Origin of the sequence: Bacillus sp. FSL W7-1346, from assembly GCF_038593335.1 — a bacterium.
Classification (GTDB): Bacteria; Bacillota; Bacilli; order Bacillales; family Bacillaceae; genus Bacillus; species Bacillus altitudinis.
Genome location: NZ_CP151988.1, coordinates 161,344 through 179,344 on the forward strand (window position 1 = coordinate 161,344; position 18,001 = coordinate 179,344).

12 protein-coding genes, 2 tRNA genes and 3 rRNA genes are annotated in these 18,001 nt (G+C 44.6%); 11 read left to right on the forward strand and 6 right to left on the reverse strand.

Annotated features, from left to right (window positions below; genetic code table 11):
• Window positions 1–14 precede the first annotated feature (14 nt).
• Window positions 15–584, reverse strand: coding sequence for a DUF4825 domain-containing protein (locus NST09_RS00930; RefSeq protein ID WP_210552287.1), 570 nt, complete (start codon window positions 582–584; stop codon window positions 15–17).
• 145 nt (window positions 585–729) lie between these two features.
• Between NST09_RS00930 and NST09_RS00935 the strand changes: the two genes are divergently transcribed.
• From NST09_RS00935 to NST09_RS00945, 3 genes are all read left to right on the forward strand, one after another.
• The gene (locus tag NST09_RS00935) at window positions 730–1,173 is read left to right on the forward strand and encodes a YbaK family protein (protein WP_017366466.1); all 444 of its coding nucleotides are present in this window, start codon (window positions 730–732) and stop codon (window positions 1,171–1,173) included.
• Window positions 1,174–1,231: 58 nt separating this feature from the next.
• Window positions 1,232–1,945: an N-acetylmuramoyl-L-alanine amidase CwlD gene (gene cwlD / locus NST09_RS00940; RefSeq protein WP_017359175.1), complete on the forward strand. Its 714-nt coding sequence runs from the start codon at window positions 1,232–1,234 to the stop codon at window positions 1,943–1,945.
• A gap of 103 nt (window positions 1,946–2,048) precedes the next feature.
• On the forward strand, window positions 2,049–3,107 hold the full coding sequence (locus NST09_RS00945) for an Mrp/NBP35 family ATP-binding protein (RefSeq protein WP_008345199.1): 1,059 nt from the start codon (window positions 2,049–2,051) through the stop codon (window positions 3,105–3,107).
• Between the two features lie 38 nt (window positions 3,108–3,145).
• Here NST09_RS00945 and gerD read toward each other — a convergent pair whose 3' ends face one another.
• Entirely contained in the window at window positions 3,146–3,724 is a 579-nt protein-coding gene (gene gerD / locus NST09_RS00950; RefSeq protein ID WP_017359176.1) for a spore germination lipoprotein GerD, read from the reverse strand.
• A gap of 90 nt (window positions 3,725–3,814) precedes the next feature.
• On the opposite strand from gerD, the gene NST09_RS00955 reads away from it, so the two are divergent.
• Window positions 3,815–4,417, forward strand: a complete 603-nt coding sequence (locus NST09_RS00955) for a KinB-signaling pathway activation protein (protein WP_008345196.1) — start codon at window positions 3,815–3,817, stop codon at window positions 4,415–4,417.
• On the opposite strand, the gene pdaB is transcribed toward NST09_RS00955, so the two are convergent.
• Window positions 4,410–5,174, reverse strand: coding sequence for a polysaccharide deacetylase family sporulation protein PdaB (gene pdaB / locus NST09_RS00960; RefSeq protein WP_017366469.1), 765 nt, complete (start codon window positions 5,172–5,174; stop codon window positions 4,410–4,412). The genes NST09_RS00955 and pdaB overlap by 8 nt on opposite strands.
• 377 nt (window positions 5,175–5,551) lie before the next feature.
• Between pdaB and NST09_RS00965 the strand changes: the two genes are divergently transcribed.
• The 7 genes from NST09_RS00965 (at window position 5,552) to NST09_RS00995 (ending at window position 13,413) form a co-directional block, all read left to right on the forward strand.
• Window positions 5,552–7,100: ribosomal RNA gene (locus tag NST09_RS00965) — 16S ribosomal RNA — on the forward strand.
• A gap of 181 nt (window positions 7,101–7,281) precedes the next feature.
• Window positions 7,282–10,212, forward strand: a 23S ribosomal RNA gene (locus tag NST09_RS00970).
• A gap of 61 nt (window positions 10,213–10,273) precedes the next feature.
• Window positions 10,274–10,389 (forward strand): 5S ribosomal RNA (gene rrf / locus NST09_RS00975).
• The 16S, 23S and 5S rRNA genes sit together here with 2 tRNA genes alongside, the layout of an rRNA operon.
• Before the next feature lie 43 nt (window positions 10,390–10,432).
• Window positions 10,433–10,507, forward strand: a tRNA-Asn gene (locus tag NST09_RS00980).
• Between the two features lies 1 nt (window position 10,508).
• Window positions 10,509–10,581, forward strand: a tRNA-Thr gene (locus NST09_RS00985).
• Window positions 10,582–10,946: 365 nt separating this feature from the next.
• On the forward strand, window positions 10,947–12,386 hold the full coding sequence (locus tag NST09_RS00990) for a SulP family inorganic anion transporter (RefSeq protein WP_342493239.1): 1,440 nt from the start codon (window positions 10,947–10,949) through the stop codon (window positions 12,384–12,386).
• Window positions 12,387–12,447: 61 nt separating this feature from the next.
• Window positions 12,448–13,413 (forward strand): bile acid:sodium symporter family protein, encoded by a 966-nt coding sequence (locus NST09_RS00995; protein ID WP_342493240.1) that lies wholly within the window; start codon window positions 12,448–12,450, stop codon window positions 13,411–13,413.
• 38 nt (window positions 13,414–13,451) lie between these two features.
• Here the strand turns inward: NST09_RS00995 and NST09_RS01000 are convergent, their stop codons facing one another.
• From NST09_RS01000 to pbp4b, 3 genes are read right to left on the reverse strand one after another with little or no spacing between them, the layout of a single operon-like run.
• Window positions 13,452–14,699, reverse strand: a complete 1,248-nt coding sequence (locus NST09_RS01000) for a DUF1343 domain-containing protein (protein WP_342493241.1) — start codon at window positions 14,697–14,699, stop codon at window positions 13,452–13,454.
• A gap of 11 nt (window positions 14,700–14,710) precedes the next feature.
• Window positions 14,711–16,630, reverse strand: a complete 1,920-nt coding sequence (locus NST09_RS01005) for a glycoside hydrolase family 3 protein (protein ID WP_017358873.1) — start codon at window positions 16,628–16,630, stop codon at window positions 14,711–14,713.
• Window positions 16,631–16,643: 13 nt separating this feature from the next.
• Complete coding sequence (gene pbp4b, locus NST09_RS01010; protein ID WP_060832001.1) at window positions 16,644–17,999, reverse strand: penicillin binding protein PBP4B; 1,356 nt, start codon at window positions 17,997–17,999, stop codon at window positions 16,644–16,646.
• Window positions 18,000–18,001 lie beyond the last annotated feature (2 nt).

Sequence of the window (18,001 nt, forward strand, 5' to 3'; positions counted from 1 at the left end):
GCCCTCTGTTTTTATTATTTCTTGATGGGAAACGCATTGTATACATCTAGACGTTTATCTTTTGACTTCACAACTCCATCAACCAGTTCCTTTTGCCAAAGCGCTGTATCGTCTTTGTACACTTTAAAAGACTGAGGCAGCTTTTTTTGTAGCTGTTTTCTTTTAAACGTGACGGATGGCTCGTCTTTAGCGTTCATCTTGAGTGTCACTTGCTCCACGTTATCGATAAGAATAAAAAGTGCCAATGCATTATATAAGTAGTTTTTTTCAATGGTATCCTTCTTATCAAACCAAAATGAATCAAATTGTTCTTCTGTATCATTGGTATTTTCTTTCACACCGTATGTCACTTTTAGCGCTTTTTCATCTACGATTTCATACTCGCGAATCACGTTACCTGGAAGATCTGATAAAATAGCGCCGACTGCTCCATTGTCTCCAATATAAGAATTTTTGTGTTTGGAAAGCTGTTTTAATGATATGTCTTCTATTTCTTTTATGTCGCTCTTTTGCTCGGTTGCTTGACTGTTGCAACCAGACAAGACGACTGTTAGTAGCAATAGGATATACATCCATTTCTTCATGAATTTTGCCCCTTTTCTATTCTTTCTATATATATGTTCATTTTATCACAATTTTCCAATCCGTTAGCTCACTGATTTCCATTTACTGAACTGCATGTTTTGTTCAAACCAACGAACAATACAAAGAAAAAAAGGAGTTCAGTCCATGGCAGAAGTTCTTTCATTTTATCAATTGAAAACAAAACGAGATGTCACGCTTGAAAAGAAGCTGTTGCGTACATTGTCTCTTCAACAGGTGACGATCGCTTCCGAGAAGTTCACGAAGAAGCTGTTCCCATTTGCAGATGATCCAGCTGGGATTATGAGTGATGGCTGTATTGATTTCGCCATTGAGGCTTTTTTAGCAGGTGGGAGATACGGTGAGTCGAGTAAGTATGGTGAATCATTCGATGATATAAAAAAGCGGTCAGTTCATGAAGAAGATGAGCTGGTTGAGGAGCTAGCAGGGTGTTTGCAATCGTGGGGGAATATGTTCCGAATGGAGCGTAAGATGTCGTGTCTGTATCCATTTGCGAAGGAATTTTTAAGCATATGGTGGAAGGAAGGCTTTCGGGAATCAGAAAAAAGGCATAAGCTTCGACTGCACTAAGCATATTTCCAGCCCTTGTCCCATATCTATAAAATAATGGTGTATGGGAGGGACAGGGATGAAAAGAAAGCTGAAATGGACAGGGTTTTTAATCGGGTTTATTGTCCTCTTATTCTTATTCAGATTTCAGTTTCTAAATGATGATTCGTGGAAATCGTGGAACTTGCCTTTGAGCGGCAAGATCATCTATTTAGATCCGGGGCACGGCGGTCCAGATGGCGGGGCTGTAGGAGGAGAGCTGCTCGAAAAAGAGATTGCACTAGATGTGTCCATGAAGATAAGAGACTATTTGCAGGAGCAGGGAGCGCTTGTTCTCATGACCCGGGAGGATGACTCTGATTTATCATCAAAGAATACAAAGGGTTATGCCCGAAAGAAAGCGGAGGATTTAAGAAACCGTGTGAAAGTCATCAATGAGTCTGAAGCGGATCTCTATTTAAGTATTCATTTAAATGCGATCCCATCGAACAAATGGAGCGGGGCACAGACGTTCTTTTACGGAAAGTATGAAGAGAATGAAAAAGCAGCGAAGTTCATTCAAGATGAATTGCGCAACAACCTTGAAAACACAGATCGCAAGGCGAAGCGAATCAATGGGATTTATTTAATGCAAAATGTCACGAAGCCAGGAGCGCTTGTCGAAATAGGATTTTTATCGAATCCAAAAGAGGCTGGTCAGCTGGCGACTCCTAAATATCAGGATCAAATTGCTGCTTCGATTTATAAAGGCATTTTAAGATATTTAACAGAGCAAAAAGAGCCGCCTGAATAAGGGGCTTTTTCCTGTTTATCGCAGGCAAAGAGGACAGACATTGTAAGGATATGTATGATATACTTGGATTGTAAACGAATTCAATAAAGGGTGAGGTTCTGCTATGATCGGACAAGATGATGTGAGAAAACTAGTTGGGAAGATGGACGAACCTTTCCTTCATATACCGCTTGGTGAGCTGGATGCCATCAAGGAAATCAGCCTAAAGCCTGAAAAAGAACATGTGAGCTTAAAAGTGGCGATTGCCAAGACAGGCACTGCTGAGCAGATGAAGCTGCAGCAAGACATCGTACAAGCTTTAAAAGCAGCGGGCGCGAACACTGTAGGACTTCGTTTTGAAGAACTGCCTCAAGAAACGCTTGAAAAATTTATGCCGTCACAGGATGAGGAAGAAAATTTGCTCAACTCTAAAAATCCGCCTGTGTTCTTAGCGATTGCGAGTGGAAAAGGCGGAGTTGGGAAATCAACTGTTTCCGTTAACCTGGCTGTGGCACTGGCTCGTCTAGGGAAAAAAGTGGGACTGATCGATGCTGATATTTACGGCTTTAGCGTACCGGATATGATGGGAATCACCGTCAGACCGACAGTTAAAGGGGAAAAGATAATTCCTGTGGAACGCTTTGGCGTCAAAGTGATTTCAATGGGCTTTTTTGTTGAAGAAAACGCACCGGTCATTTGGAGAGGACCGATGCTTGGTAAAATGCTAAATAATTTCTTCCACGAAGTAGAGTGGGGAGAATTAGATTACTTACTATTAGACCTTCCGCCTGGAACAGGTGATGTGGCACTTGATATTCATACGATGCTTCCGAGCTGTAAAGAAATCATTGTGACAACACCGCATCCAACAGCGGCTTTCGTTGCTGCTAGAGCAGGCGCAATGGCACTGCAAACAGATCACGAGGTGCTAGGGGTCGTTGAGAATATGAGTTACTATGAAAGCAAAAAAACAGGTGAGAAGGAATATGTCTTTGGAAAGGGCGGCGGGGACAAGCTGGCGGAGGAGCTGCGAGTATCAGTCCTTGGTCAAATCCCTTTAAGACAGCCTGATTGGAATGAGGACGATTTTGCACCTTCCGTCTATGATGCGAGTCATCCGACAGGGGAAGTGTATCAACACATTGCCAATAAAGTCATTGAACAATTAACAGTGAAAGCATAATGAAAGCCCGAGTGGACCTTGTGCCACTCGGGTGATGTTTAACTGCCGTTTCCTTGTGAACCGGAATCATTGCTGCTTTCAGAGACTGCTTTTTTTAGCTCATCTTCGAATTTCTTCTTATAAAGAGGGCTGCTCAATGTTTCGGTGATGACTTTCTCTAAGTGCTTTCTGAACTCTTTGCTTTTGACCAGTTCACCGTATTTCTTTTCCATTTCAGGATCCTTGAGAATATCCATCATCATTTGTTGATAGTCAGGGTCCTTCATCAATTGTTTTAACATCTTTTCATGCTGTTGCTGCATGGATTTTGCGAAAGTCTCGGCAAATTTAGAATCCTCAAAGACCTTCTTCCAGAACTCTTTGCCTTTATCAGAAGTTAGTGTTTTCTCTATTGTTTTTTTCACAGTTTGTTCATCCATTACCAAAGCTTCATTCATTGCCTCGTCATTTAATAACTGTTGAATGGCCTTTTTACCGTCATCTGTTTTCAAAATATCGACGACCATTTTTTTCGTTTCGTCATAGTCCATATTAGATGAGGATTGGGTTTTGGGAGCACAAGCTGTTAGAGATAAAAGAAGAAAACAGCTCATTATACGCAAGATGCCTTTTGACATACTGTGGCTCCTTTCATTACATGTCTTACTTTTAATATGAATGTTTCACGTGAATTTATACATAACAAAAATAGGGGTTGGGTCAATTCAATGAAAAGTCGGGATTTAGTTCGTTTTTTCTTCTCTGTGCTGGCTGTTGGAGCGGTCATTACAAGCGTGGTAGGTTTTGCGCTGGAGTGGGGGAAATATCAGAAGCTGTTTGTATCGTTTGAGATTTTAGAGATTGCGTCAGTGTTATTTTGGTTTATTGGTGTGGGGATGATCTTTAGTGTAATCAGTCAGATGGGGTTTGTTGTCTTTTTGACAGTGCACCGGTTTGCGCTGGAGATTTTCAGGTCGCATTCTTTATGGAATACAATTCAGTTATTCCTTGTGATTTTCGTGCTGTTTGATTTAGCTTATTTGCGGTTTTTGTTTTTCGGGGAGAATGAATCATTTCTTCCATACTTGTGGCTGCCTGTTTTTATCGGTGTGTTTGCATTGATCGTGTCTTATTTTAAACAGCAGCAGTCCTCTAAGAAAACATTTATTTCTGCAATGTTTCTCATGGTCGTCATCACGTCGTTAGAATGGTTTCCGGCGCTTAGAGTCAATGAAGAGGACTGGCTGTATTTAATGCTATTCCCGCTATTAGGTTGTAATGCGTTTCAGTTATTAGCTATGCCGCGGTTTTCAAAAGCAAAAGCTACTTAACCTCAGTTGACTTTGTTTTTGTATTAGAGATAAGCTCGCCAACCGTGACGTTTCTTAAATTTTTGTCTTTTAAGTGTTTTAAAATGGCTGGTAAGGCTTGAGCGGTTTGGGTGGCTGAATCTGAGGCGTGAAGGAGAATAATGTCTCCGCTTTTCATTCGATCATTTACATTATGAACAATCTGGTCGACGCCCGGGTTCAGCCAATCTTGAGAATTGATGCTGTAATGGACAACGGTATAGCCATACTGTGTTGCAATTTTCAATACCGTTTCATTAAATTGCCCAGTTGGCGGTCTTAATAATTGAATGTCTTCCAGTCCAAGCTTTTGGAATGTATTTTGTGCACGGACAAGATCTCGCTTAATTTCGTTTTCTTCAAGCTGGCTATAATTTTTATATGCATAGCCAAGGCTGCCAATTTGATGGCCATCCTCTTTAATCCTTTTCACAATATCCGGGTGACGCTCAGCCCAAGAAGCAGACAGAAAGAAAGTGGCGTTCTTTATATCGTACTCTCGGAGGACATTTAAAATAGGAACAGCCTTCTCATCTCCCCAGCCAATATTAAACGTAAGGGATGCATGTTTTGATGAGGTCTCTCCTTTATAAATCGCTCGGGGTCCTTGTTCTGTTTTAAATACAGACAGCGGCGGTGCCTTTTGTACATAAAAAAAGGTTGCAGCTGCAAGGGCTGCTACAAGAATAATGACTACTTGCTTCAGCCGTTTAATAGGCAACACATATAATCGACTCAATTCAAACACTCCTGCCTTGTCCAAGATTGTTACTTGATTGTATGCAGGACAAGGGTTTAACATGCACAATAAAACTATTTTAAAAAAAGTTCTGAAAAGGCGTTGACCAATAGAATGTTTTCGTGATATATTATTAATCGTCGCTGACACACAGTGACAAACACAAACGCTTCGGGAAATAAACTTGAAAAAAGTTGTTGACATAAGATGAAGCGAAATGTTATATTATTAAAGCCGCTAAGAACGGCGAAGATGATCTTTGAAAACTAAACAAGACAAAACGTACCTGTTAATTCGAGTTTTTATAAAAAAATCCTATGATACTTCATAGGTAGTCAGTCAAACGCTGACGAAAAACAAAACTTCGGTTTTGTACTTTTTCGGAGAGTTTGATCCTGGCTCAGGACGAACGCTGGCGGCGTGCCTAATACATGCAAGTCGAGCGGACAGAAGGGAGCTTGCTCCCGGATGTTAGCGGCGGACGGGTGAGTAACACGTGGGTAACCTGCCTGTAAGACTGGGATAACTCCGGGAAACCGGAGCTAATACCGGATAGTTCCTTGAACCGCATGGTTCAAGGATGAAAGACGGTTTCGGCTGTCACTTACAGATGGACCCGCGGCGCATTAGCTAGTTGGTGAGGTAACGGCTCACCAAGGCGACGATGCGTAGCCGACCTGAGAGGGTGATCGGCCACACTGGGACTGAGACACGGCCCAGACTCCTACGGGAGGCAGCAGTAGGGAATCTTCCGCAATGGACGAAAGTCTGACGGAGCAACGCCGCGTGAGTGATGAAGGTTTTCGGATCGTAAAGCTCTGTTGTTAGGGAAGAACAAGTGCAAGAGTAACTGCTTGCACCTTGACGGTACCTAACCAGAAAGCCACGGCTAACTACGTGCCAGCAGCCGCGGTAATACGTAGGTGGCAAGCGTTGTCCGGAATTATTGGGCGTAAAGGGCTCGCAGGCGGTTTCTTAAGTCTGATGTGAAAGCCCCCGGCTCAACCGGGGAGGGTCATTGGAAACTGGGAAACTTGAGTGCAGAAGAGGAGAGTGGAATTCCACGTGTAGCGGTGAAATGCGTAGAGATGTGGAGGAACACCAGTGGCGAAGGCGACTCTCTGGTCTGTAACTGACGCTGAGGAGCGAAAGCGTGGGGAGCGAACAGGATTAGATACCCTGGTAGTCCACGCCGTAAACGATGAGTGCTAAGTGTTAGGGGGTTTCCGCCCCTTAGTGCTGCAGCTAACGCATTAAGCACTCCGCCTGGGGAGTACGGTCGCAAGACTGAAACTCAAAGGAATTGACGGGGGCCCGCACAAGCGGTGGAGCATGTGGTTTAATTCGAAGCAACGCGAAGAACCTTACCAGGTCTTGACATCCTCTGACAACCCTAGAGATAGGGCTTTCCCTTCGGGGACAGAGTGACAGGTGGTGCATGGTTGTCGTCAGCTCGTGTCGTGAGATGTTGGGTTAAGTCCCGCAACGAGCGCAACCCTTGATCTTAGTTGCCAGCATTCAGTTGGGCACTCTAAGGTGACTGCCGGTGACAAACCGGAGGAAGGTGGGGATGACGTCAAATCATCATGCCCCTTATGACCTGGGCTACACACGTGCTACAATGGACAGAACAAAGGGCTGCGAGACCGCAAGGTTTAGCCAATCCCACAAATCTGTTCTCAGTTCGGATCGCAGTCTGCAACTCGACTGCGTGAAGCTGGAATCGCTAGTAATCGCGGATCAGCATGCCGCGGTGAATACGTTCCCGGGCCTTGTACACACCGCCCGTCACACCACGAGAGTTTGCAACACCCGAAGTCGGTGAGGTAACCTTTATGGAGCCAGCCGCCGAAGGTGGGGCAGATGATTGGGGTGAAGTCGTAACAAGGTAGCCGTATCGGAAGGTGCGGCTGGATCACCTCCTTTCTAAGGATATATGGAGCAGCGTGCGTTTTCGTCTTGTTTAGTTTTGAAGGATCATTCCTTCAAACATGTCTCTAGCGAGACAGGATTGTTCTTTGAAAACTAGATAACAATAAGTAATACATTCACATTGAATGCAATGCAAAGTTCATCACACATAGTGATTCTTTCTAAAGTAAGAAATGGTTAAGTTAGAAAGGGCGCACGGTGGATGCCTTGGCACTAGGAGCCGATGAAGGACGGGACGAACACCGATATGCTTCGGGGAGCTGTAAGCAAGCTTTGATCCGGAGATTTCCGAATGGGGAAACCCACTGCTCGTAATGGAGTAGTATCCATACTTGAATACATAGAGTATGAGAAGGCATACCCGGGGAACTGAAACATCTAAGTACCCGGAGGAAGAGAAAGCAAATGCGATTCCCTGAGTAGCGGCGAGCGAAACGGGAACAGCCCAAACCAAGAGGCTTGCCTCTTGGGGTTGTAGGACACTCTATACGGAGTTACAAAGGAACGATATAAGCGAAGAGGTCTGGAAAGGCCCGCCAAAGAAGGTAACAGCCCTGTAACTGAAATGTTGTTCTCTCCAGAGTGGATCCTGAGTACGGCGGAACACGTGAAATTCCGTCGGAATCCGGGAGGACCATCTCCCAAGGCTAAATACTCCCTAGTGACCGATAGTGAACCAGTACCGTGAGGGAAAGGTGAAAAGCACCCCGGAAGGGGAGTGAAATAGATCCTGAAACCGTGTGCCTACAAGTAGTCAGAGCCCGTTAACGGGTGATGGCGTGCCTTTTGTAGAATGAACCGGCGAGTTACGATCCCGTGCAAGGTTAAGCAGAAGATGCGGAGCCGCAGCGAAAGCGAGTCTGAATAGGGCGCATGAGTACGTGGTCGTAGACCCGAAACCAGGTGATCTACCCATGTCCAGGGTGAAGTTCAGGTAACACTGAATGGAGGCCCGAACCCACGCACGTTGAAAAGTGCGGGGATGAGGTGTGGGTAGGGGTGAAATGCCAATCGAACCTGGAGATAGCTGGTTCTCTCCGAAATAGCTTTAGGGCTAGCCTCAAGGTAAGAGTCTCGGAGGTAGAGCACTGATTGGACTAGGGGCCCCTACCGGGTTACCGAATTCAGTCAAACTCCGAATGCCGATGACTTATCCTTGGGAGTCAGACTGCGAGTGATAAGATCCGTAGTCGAAAGGGAAACAGCCCAGACCGCCAGCTAAGGTCCCAAAGTATACGTTAAGTGGAAAAGGATGTGGAGTTGCTTAGACAACCAGGATGTTGGCTTAGAAGCAGCCACCATTTAAAGAGTGCGTAATAGCTCACTGGTCGAGTGACTCTGCGCCGAAAATGTACCGGGGCTAAACGTATCACCGAAGCTGCGGACTGTTCTTACGAACAGTGGTAGGAGAGCGTTCTAAGTGCAGTGAAGTCAGACCGGAAGGACTGGTGGAGCGCTTAGAAGTGAGAATGCCGGTATGAGTAGCGAAAGACGGGTGAGAATCCCGTCCACCGAATGCCTAAGGTTTCCTGAGGAAGGCTCGTCCGCTCAGGGTTAGTCGGGACCTAAGCCGAGGCCGAAAGGCGTAGGCGATGGACAACAGGTTGATATTCCTGTACCACCTCCTCACCATTTGAGCAATGGGGGGACGCAGGAGGATAGGGTAAGCGCGGTATTGGATATCCGCGTCCAAGCAGTTAGGCTGGGAAATAGGCAAATCCGTTTCCCGTGAAGGCTGAGCTGTGATGGCGAGCGAAATTTAGTAGCGAAGTTCCTGATTCCACACTGCCAAGAAAAGCCTCTAGCGAGGTGAGAGGTGCCCGTACCGCAAACCGACACAGGTAGGCGAGGAGAGAATCCTAAGGTGATCGAGAGAACTCTCGTTAAGGAACTCGGCAAAATGACCCCGTAACTTCGGGAGAAGGGGTGCTTCTTAGGGTGTTAAAGCCCCGAGAAGCCGCAGTGAATAGGCCCAGGCGACTGTTTAGCAAAAACACAGGTCTCTGCGAAGCCGTAAGGCGAAGTATAGGGGCTGACGCCTGCCCGGTGCTGGAAGGTTAAGAGGAGCGCTTAGCGTAAGCGAAGGTGCGAATTGAAGCCCCAGTAAACGGCGGCCGTAACTATAACGGTCCTAAGGTAGCGAAATTCCTTGTCGGGTAAGTTCCGACCCGCACGAAAGGCGCAACGATCTGGGCACTGTCTCAACGAGAGACTCGGTGAAATTATAGTACCTGTGAAGATGCAGGTTACCCGCGACAGGACGGAAAGACCCCGTGGAGCTTTACTGCAGCCTGATATTGAATGTTGGTACAGCTTGTACAGGATAGGTAGGAGCCTTGGAAACCGGAGCGCTAGCTTCGGTGGAGGCATCGGTGGGATACTACCCTGGCTGTATTGACCTTCTAACCCGCTGCCCTTATCGGGCAGGGAGACAGTGTCAGGTGGGCAGTTTGACTGGGGCGGTCGCCTCCTAAAATGTAACGGAGGCGCCCAAAGGTTCCCTCAGAATGGTTGGAAATCATTCGCAGAGTGTAAAGGCACAAGGGAGCTTGACTGCGAGACCTACAAGTCGAGCAGGGACGAAAGTCGGGCTTAGTGATCCGGTGGTTCCGCATGGAAGGGCCATCGCTCAACGGATAAAAGCTACCCCGGGGATAACAGGCTTATCTCCCCCAAGAGTCCACATCGACGGGGAGGTTTGGCACCTCGATGTCGGCTCATCGCATCCTGGGGCTGTAGTCGGTCCCAAGGGTTGGGCTGTTCGCCCATTAAAGCGGTACGCGAGCTGGGTTCAGAACGTCGTGAGACAGTTCGGTCCCTATCCGTCGCGGGCGCAGGAAATTTGAGAGGAGCTGTCCTTAGTACGAGAGGACCGGGATGGACGCACCGCTGGTGTACCAGTTGTTCTGCCAAGGGCATCGCTGGGTAGCTATGTGCGGACGGGATAAGTGCTGAAAGCATCTAAGCATGAAGCCCCCCTCAAGATGAGATTTCCCATTCCGCAAGGAAGTAAGATCCCTGAAAGATGATCAGGTTGATAGGTCTGAGGTGGAAGCGTGGTGACACGTGGAGCTGACAGATACTAATAGATCGAGGACTTAACCTATATTCTAATGTGAAAAATGAACATTGTTATCTAGTTTTGAGAGAACATTCTCTCCATCAGGTTTGGTGGCGATAGCGAAGAGGTCACACCCGTTCCCATACCGAACACGGAAGTTAAGCTCTTCAGCGCCGATGGTAGTTGGGGGTTTCCCCCTGTGAGAGTAGGACGCCGCCAAGCTTTTTGTTTATATCCTTCCAATGGAAGAAGTTACTTTATCCATTCCGCAGTAGCTCAGTGGTAGAGCTATCGGCTGTTAACCGATCGGTCGTAGGTTCGAGTCCTACCTGCGGAGCCATGCTTCCATAGCTCAGTAGGTAGAGCACTTCCATGGTAAGGAAGAGGTCAGCGGTTCGAGCCCGCTTGGAAGCTTTCCTCTATATGATAATGGTAAATGTTAAGGTTTCTCGTTGATGAGAAGGCTTTTTTTGTTTGTTTTAAAATATATATTTAACGTTTATTGATCTTGGTTCGGCTTATTAAACTAGAAAATGAATCGAGCGATTTTGATGGAAGCTTTGCCTTAGCTTTCTACATACTCCTTCTATTTGTTCTTGATTCTTCGGCGTATTTCTTTTATCCTTACTAAAGTGATGACTTCCTCTCTTACAAAAGACTCTGTACGTTCCTCTTTTTCCCCGAAATTGAATGGTTATTGTTTTTTCCTTTCTGTATCTCCGGGTTTTATTCGCCTTCTTTTTCCTTGTGCGGTATGTATATAAAAAGGAGTAGATGGTTTGAAAGATTTATTTGTAAAGCAAGAATGGTTTGGATATGTGCGTCAGGATGTGCTGGCGGGTATTTTAGTGGCTCTGGCTTTAATTCCTGAGGCGATTGCGTTTTCGATTATTGCGGGCGTTGATCCAAAGATTGGGTTGTATGCTTCGTTTTGTATTGCCATTGTCATTTCGTTTGTTGGTGGACGGCCAGGTATGATTTCGGCTGCTACTGGTGCTATGGCTCTGGTTATGGTTAATTTGGTAGCCGATCATGGATTGCAGTACTTGTTTGCGGCTACGATTTTAACAGGACTGATTCAAATTTTGTTTGGACTTTGCCGAGTGTCTCGTCTGATGAAATTTATTCCGAGGTCTGTGATGGTTGGTTTTGTTAATGCATTGGCAATTATGATCTTCATGGCACAGCTACCGCATTTCGTTGGGGAATCCATGGCTATGTATGTCATGACAGGTGGAGCATTGTTGATCATTTATGTATTGCCGATGGTCACAAAAGTTATTCCCTCTCCACTCATTGCGATTATTGTGATGACGATGATTGCTGTATTTGGGCATATTGATGTCAGAACGGTTGGGGACATGGGAGAGCTGCCTAGCTCTTTGCCAACTTTTCTTATTCCCAATGTACCATTTAGCTGGGAAACACTTGCTATCATTTTTCCTTATTCCTTAGCACTTGCGATGGTTGGTTTACTTGAATCTTTATTAACAGCACAGATTGTAGATGATATGACGGAAACGTCTAGTCGTAAAAATAAGGAAGCGAGAGGCCAAGGAATTGCCAATGTGGTGGCAGGATTTTTTGGCGGTATGGCTGGCTGTGCGATGATTGGTCAATCTGTGATTAATACAAAGGCAGGGGGACGAGGCCGGCTTTCTACCTTTGTGGCTGGTGCATTTTTAATGGTATTGATTTTTGTGCTCGGTGATGTGGTTGTTCAAATTCCAATGGCTGCTCTTGTGGCTGTCATGATCATGGTTTCTATTGGTACCTTTGATTGGAGTTCATTCAAGCAGCTAAAAAAGAACCCAAAAACAGATTCTCTTGTGATGCTTGTCACGGTCGTGACGGTGGTGTTCACTCATGATTTATCCAAGGGTGTTTTTGCAGGGGTGCTGCTTAGTGCCGTATTCTTTGTGGCTAAAATATCAAAACTCCATATTATCTCTACAGAAAGCCAAGCTGGTACATGGGTTTATCGAATTAAGGGTCAAATTTTCTTTGCTTCCGTGACTGAATTGATTCAAGCCTTCCATCATGGAAACGACTTGAACACGGTTGTGATTGATTTGTCTGAAGCGCGTATATGGGACGAATCAGGTGTGGCCGCAATTGAACGTGTGAAGGAAAAATATCGTACAGCTGGTGTAGAGGTGGACGTAGTTGGAATGGATACGTCTAGTCAAAAACTTATGAAACAAGTGATCGGATCTTAAAAAGACTTTTCTGTTTGTTACAATAGAACAAGGAAGAAAGTGAAGGATGGAGGTGGCCGGCATGCTTGTCCGTTTGAATCAGGTGCTCGGCCGGATGATGCCGCTCATTACGCCTGTCAGCGTGCTACTTGGTGTATTATTGGCGGCGTATTTAAAAGATTTCACCTTTTTGGTGCCTTGGGTGTTTTCTGTGATGACATTTTCAGGGAGCTTGTCATCTACTTTTTCAGCTTTAAAACATATGGTGATGCATCCATTGCCTTTGATTTTATCGTTTATGATTTTGCATGTGTTGATGCCCCTTTATGCATGGTCAGCAGGGCATTTGATATTTGCGGGCGATTCTATGACGATCACCGGTTTGACGCTTGCGATGGTGATTCCGACAGGTGTGTCTAGTTTAATATGGGCGGCAATGTATAAAGGGAATGTGGGGTTAACGTTATCTATCATATTAATTGATACATTGCTTTCGCCATTGATTGTGCCAGTAAGCTTGTCACTCTTCGTTGGTACACAGGTCCATATGGACATGGTGGCGATCATGAAAGGACTATTCGGTATGGTGGTGTTGCCCTCTATTTTAGGGATGCTCGTTCGTCAGTATGCAAAGCCATCGGTGACAAAAGCAATGAGTCAGACCTTGGCTCCTTTTTCAAAATTAGGCTTGTTTATTGTCGTATCGATTAACAGTTCTGTTGTCGCCCCGTATTTGCGTGAACTGGATGCTGCGTTTTTTAGCAAAGCAGCGACTGTCTTTTTCATTGCGATGAGTGGGTATGCGTTTGCGTGGTTGATTGGAAAGGCGATGAAATGTACCCAAGGAGAAATTGTGGCGATTGTGTATACGGGCGGTATGCGGAACATTAGCGCGGGTGCTGTGCTTGCCATTAGCTTTTTCCCGCCTGCTGTTGCTGTTCCTGTTGTGATTGGCATGCTGTTTCAGCAAGTGCTTGCAGCCTTGTTTGGCTTTTTACTTCATCGTTTCGAGCTGAAAGTACCTGCTGTGACTAAGTCTTTATCATGAAAAAACCTCCAACCTTTAAGGTGGAGGCTTTTTTGCGATTAATAGATGAGGTATTTTTTTCGTTTCTTTTCGAACGTTTTCAGGTCATGGTGGTATTGTTTCATGATGTGTTTGATGGAAGTGCCTTTATTGATTTCTTCTTTGATCCAGCTATTCCCGATGAGTTTATCAAAGCTACCTGTTTGTAGGAATTGAAAGTCATTAGGATACAAGTCATGTATTGCTTTGATGATAGATAGACCTGTTTTGACTGCTTCGAATGATTTTCGGTCTGTGACATAAAGCTGTACCCCGTGAGACAAAGTCCCGGCATGTTTTGAAAAGGTAGGGGTAAATGAGACAGGTCTAAATTGAACGCCTTTTAGTTTTAACCCATTTAAATGATCTGCTAGCTCATTGCTATTGATATATGGAGCGCCAATGAGTTCGAACGGTTTTGTTGTTCCTCTGCCTTCAGAAACGTTTGTGCCTTCGATTAATCCTGTTGCTGGGTAGACAAAGGTACTATCAACGGTTGGCATGTTAGGTGAAGGGAGGACGAACGGCAGCTTCGTGTCATCGAACGTCATGGATCGTTTCCAATGTTTCATTTTGATCACTTTTACATCAGCGTTGATATGAAATTCTTTGTTAAACATGTATGCAAGTTCTCCAGTTGTCATCCCATGTCTTAATGGGATGGGATAGAGACCTACAAATGAGGCGTGTTCTGGTTCTAATACAGGTCCTTCTACTTTTAGCCCGCCTATTGGGTTTGGACGATCTAAAACAACAAATGGAATATTTTTTTCCTTAGCTGCTTCCATTGCATACGCCATCGTGTAAATATAGGTGTAATAACGAGTACCAACGTCTTGAATATCAAATAGCAGGACATCTACATTTTTGAGCATTTCAGGAGTTGGCTTTCTTGTTTTTCCATAAAGAGAGTAAACAGGCAGGCCCGTTTTTTCGTCGGTATACGATTCGACGCCTTCTCCTGCTTGTGCATCACCACGGACGCCATGTTCAGGCCCATACAAGGCAGTCAGTTTAATATCGGGTTGTTCAAATAGCAGATCGACACTGCTTTTCATGTTTGCATCAATGCCTGTAGGATTCGTAATAAGCCCTACTTTTTTCCCTTTAAGCCAAGAGAGGTTACTTGAGAGTAATGTTTCGATACCTGTTTTGACTGTTGCTTTTTTTCCTTTTGTATCTGTTCGTTCTGAATCTGCGGGGGAGGCGGCGGTCAATGTGCTGATCATGAGAATGCTAGCGAGTATCAAGCTTGCTGTCTTTTTCAAGAGAATCCCTCCTATTTGATCTGTTTGCCTTTTAAATTGAGTCCATAGCCAAATGGGTAAAGGGTTTGATTAGGATGAGTGACTGATGGGATAGCGACGGGCAATTTTCCTTTAGGTGAGGCCGCTCCAAAAATCACTTCTAGTCCCGCAGGAATATTGGGTTGATTGAATTGTCCATTTGAGTAGCCTTTAAAACCGTACACAGCCAGTAAGGCGTCGGCTTCCTCGAAATTTGCAGCATCATATGGGTTTCTAAGACTCATGATGACCAATTTTTTGTTTTGTGCTGCTGCTTCATTCATGACAGCACGAGGGAAGGCCGTTGCCCATTTTTTCGGATCCTGTACACCGTCATCAATGACGCCATCATTCACAGCCGGGTCATTTTGGACAACGTAAGAGCCGGTAATGACATAGTCAGCATTTTGAATGAGTTTGGCTGTTTCTTTGGAGAAGCTCTTATCTGCAAATGCGTATGATTGGATACGCACAGGTTTGATCTTTTTTTGTTTGATTAGTGATTCAATTGTGACGGACATTGCTTTTGTTTGATCTTCGTATGGTGCCATGAGTACGATTTTGTCATTCTTTTTAGGCTTAAAAGGCAAGGTTTTGTCGTTGTTTTTAAGGAGAGTGATTCCTTCACGTGCCATTTTTTGTTCTGCTTTTCGGTGCGACTTTTGACCAACGAGCTGTGTGGCTTTTTTGATTTTCTTCTCAAGGCTTACTGATTTATTGGCGGAAATGATGCCGCGTTTGATCTTTAATTGAAGGATTTTTTCGACAGATTGATTGATCTGAGATATCGGGATTTCTTTTGTGAGAACTGCTCTTTTTAAAGCATTGAACACATTCTCTAGGTTTTTTTCTGTCTTTAAGGACGTGACAGGTGCTGGCATGAGGGCAATGTCGACGCCTGCTTTAATAGCCATTACCACAGCTTCTTCCTGTCCGAAGTTATCTGCAATCGCTTTCATATTGAGGGCGTCTGTTACAACCACTCCTTGAAAGCCCATGTCTTCTTTTAATAAGTTTGTGATGACTTTTTTTGATAAGGTTGCTGGAACCATAATGTCCTCGCCATCTTTTTTGCTTTTATACGTTGTGTCATCAATGGCTGGGAATTGAACATGAGCGGTCATGACCATATCTGCCCCTGCGTTGATTGCTTGTTGAAATGGATACAGCTCCACCTTTTTAAGACGATCTAGATCATGTTCGACAAGCGGAAGACCGTAGTGACTATCAACAGCTGTATCACCATGTCCCGGGAAATGCTTTAATGTGGAAATGGTCTTTTCCTTTTGAAGTCCTTTCATGGTTTGCAGACCAAGTCTCGTGACAAGTTCAGGGTCAGAGCTAAAGGAACGGACACCGATGACGGGGTTATTCGGGTTATTATTTACATCAAGAACAGGAGAGAAATTTGTATTGATACCTAGAGCGTTTAATTCTTTACCGATGATTTTACCAGTGTCATAAGCATTTTTCTCACTTCGAGAGGCACCAATCGACATATTTCCTGGGAAATGTGTTCCCTTTTGTAGTCTTGTGACGATTCCGCCTTCTTGATCAATGGAAATGAGTAAAGGAATGTTGGGTGATGCTTGTTGAAATTCATGTGTGAGTTTGACGGTTTGTTTCGTATCAACGACATTTTCTGCAAATAAGATGACACCGCCTAAATGATATTTCTCTACAAGGTGAGAAACTTCTTTATTCATTTTTGTGAAGCCTGTAGGAGCAGATTCACCTTCTGCTTGCCAATTGCGAAAGTCTGGCATGAGCATTTGGCCAATTTTTTCATCCAAGGACATGTCCTGAACCATTTGTTTGGCAGTTGGGAGAGGGGCGGAGCTCACCTTTTCCGTTGGAATGGAAGAGGTGAGCAGGGCCAAAACGAGTGCAGCGGGGAACAGAGCTTTTAACATCAAATTCCTCCTTTTACTTAAAAGATTCGTAGATTGCGGTCATGATGCTTCCATAAGTACCAGTTGGGAAAAGGTCACCTTCAAATTGATTTGGGTTGACTTCAGGTGAAACGACGGGTGAATGTTTTTTATTTGTTAGCAAGACGACGCCTAGATTGTGTTTTGGATCAATCAGTGTCATCGTTCCTGTCCAGCCTGTGTGTCCATACGCTTCTTTACTTGCGTATTTCCCAAACATCCATTCCATGTCAGTATTGCCGTTTTTCCGCCAGCCTAGCCCGTAAGTTGGGTTCGTGTCTGATGATTCCGTAAAGAGATCGATAGAAGCTTGGTCAAAGATGGTTGTTTTCCCATAGCCTCCTTTATTGAGCATCAGCTGAAGCAGTACGGCCATATCTGATGTATTAGAGAAAAGTCCAGCATGTCCGGAGACACCTGCCATTGAGTAATAGGCTTTCTCATCGTGGACTTCACCTAGCAAGGTATACCTGCGAATGTTTTCAAAATCAATGACACCATCTCTTGTATTGCCTAGACGCTCGGTTGCTGCAAAATGCTTTGGCTTGAATCCCTTTTTCAGCGGATTGAACATGGTATGTTTTAGACCAAGCGGTCGATAAATCGTCGACTCTACATATTGATCAAGTGGCATACCGGTTTTTTTCTCAATGATCATGCCTAACAGCATGTAATCAATATCACTATAAATATGCTGAGTGCCTGGCTTGTATTGCAGAGGCACCTTTGGCAGCCATTTCATGGTTGTTTGTCTATCTTGAGAGAAAAAAGAGCCCGCTTGCTCTTTGCTATAAAATAAAACACTGGAAGGCAGTCCGGCAGAATGGGTGAGAAGATCCTTGACTCGAAGCTGATCTTTGCCGGTTACCTTTGCATCTGGTTCATCTTGAAAGTCAGGCAGGATGGTTTGTATTTTTTCATTTACATCTAGTTTTTGTTCATATACTAGCTTTTGCAGGGCATAGTTGGTGGCATACATTTTTGTATTGGATGCCAAATCGAACAGTGTGTTCTTTTTCATTTTCTTATAGAATTTGAGTTCTGTTGTCCCTTTATATTTTTGTCTGTAGCCATAGGCTTTTTGATGGACGATCTGACCATCCTTGATAATGATGAGTGCTGCCCCTGGAAACCCTGCTTTGATATCGTTTTGAATCATGTGATCAACCTTCCTAAGCTGCCTAGAAGAAAAACCTACTTGTTCCGGTCGTTTTGCTTTTTTTAAGACGGGATATTCTTCAGGTGCTGTTTTAGACAAAGACGATACAGGATGGGAGCTAGTTGCAAATGTTTGTACTGGTAACCCAAGGAGCATGAACAGACTTGTGATGATGAGAAAATATTTCTTCAAGA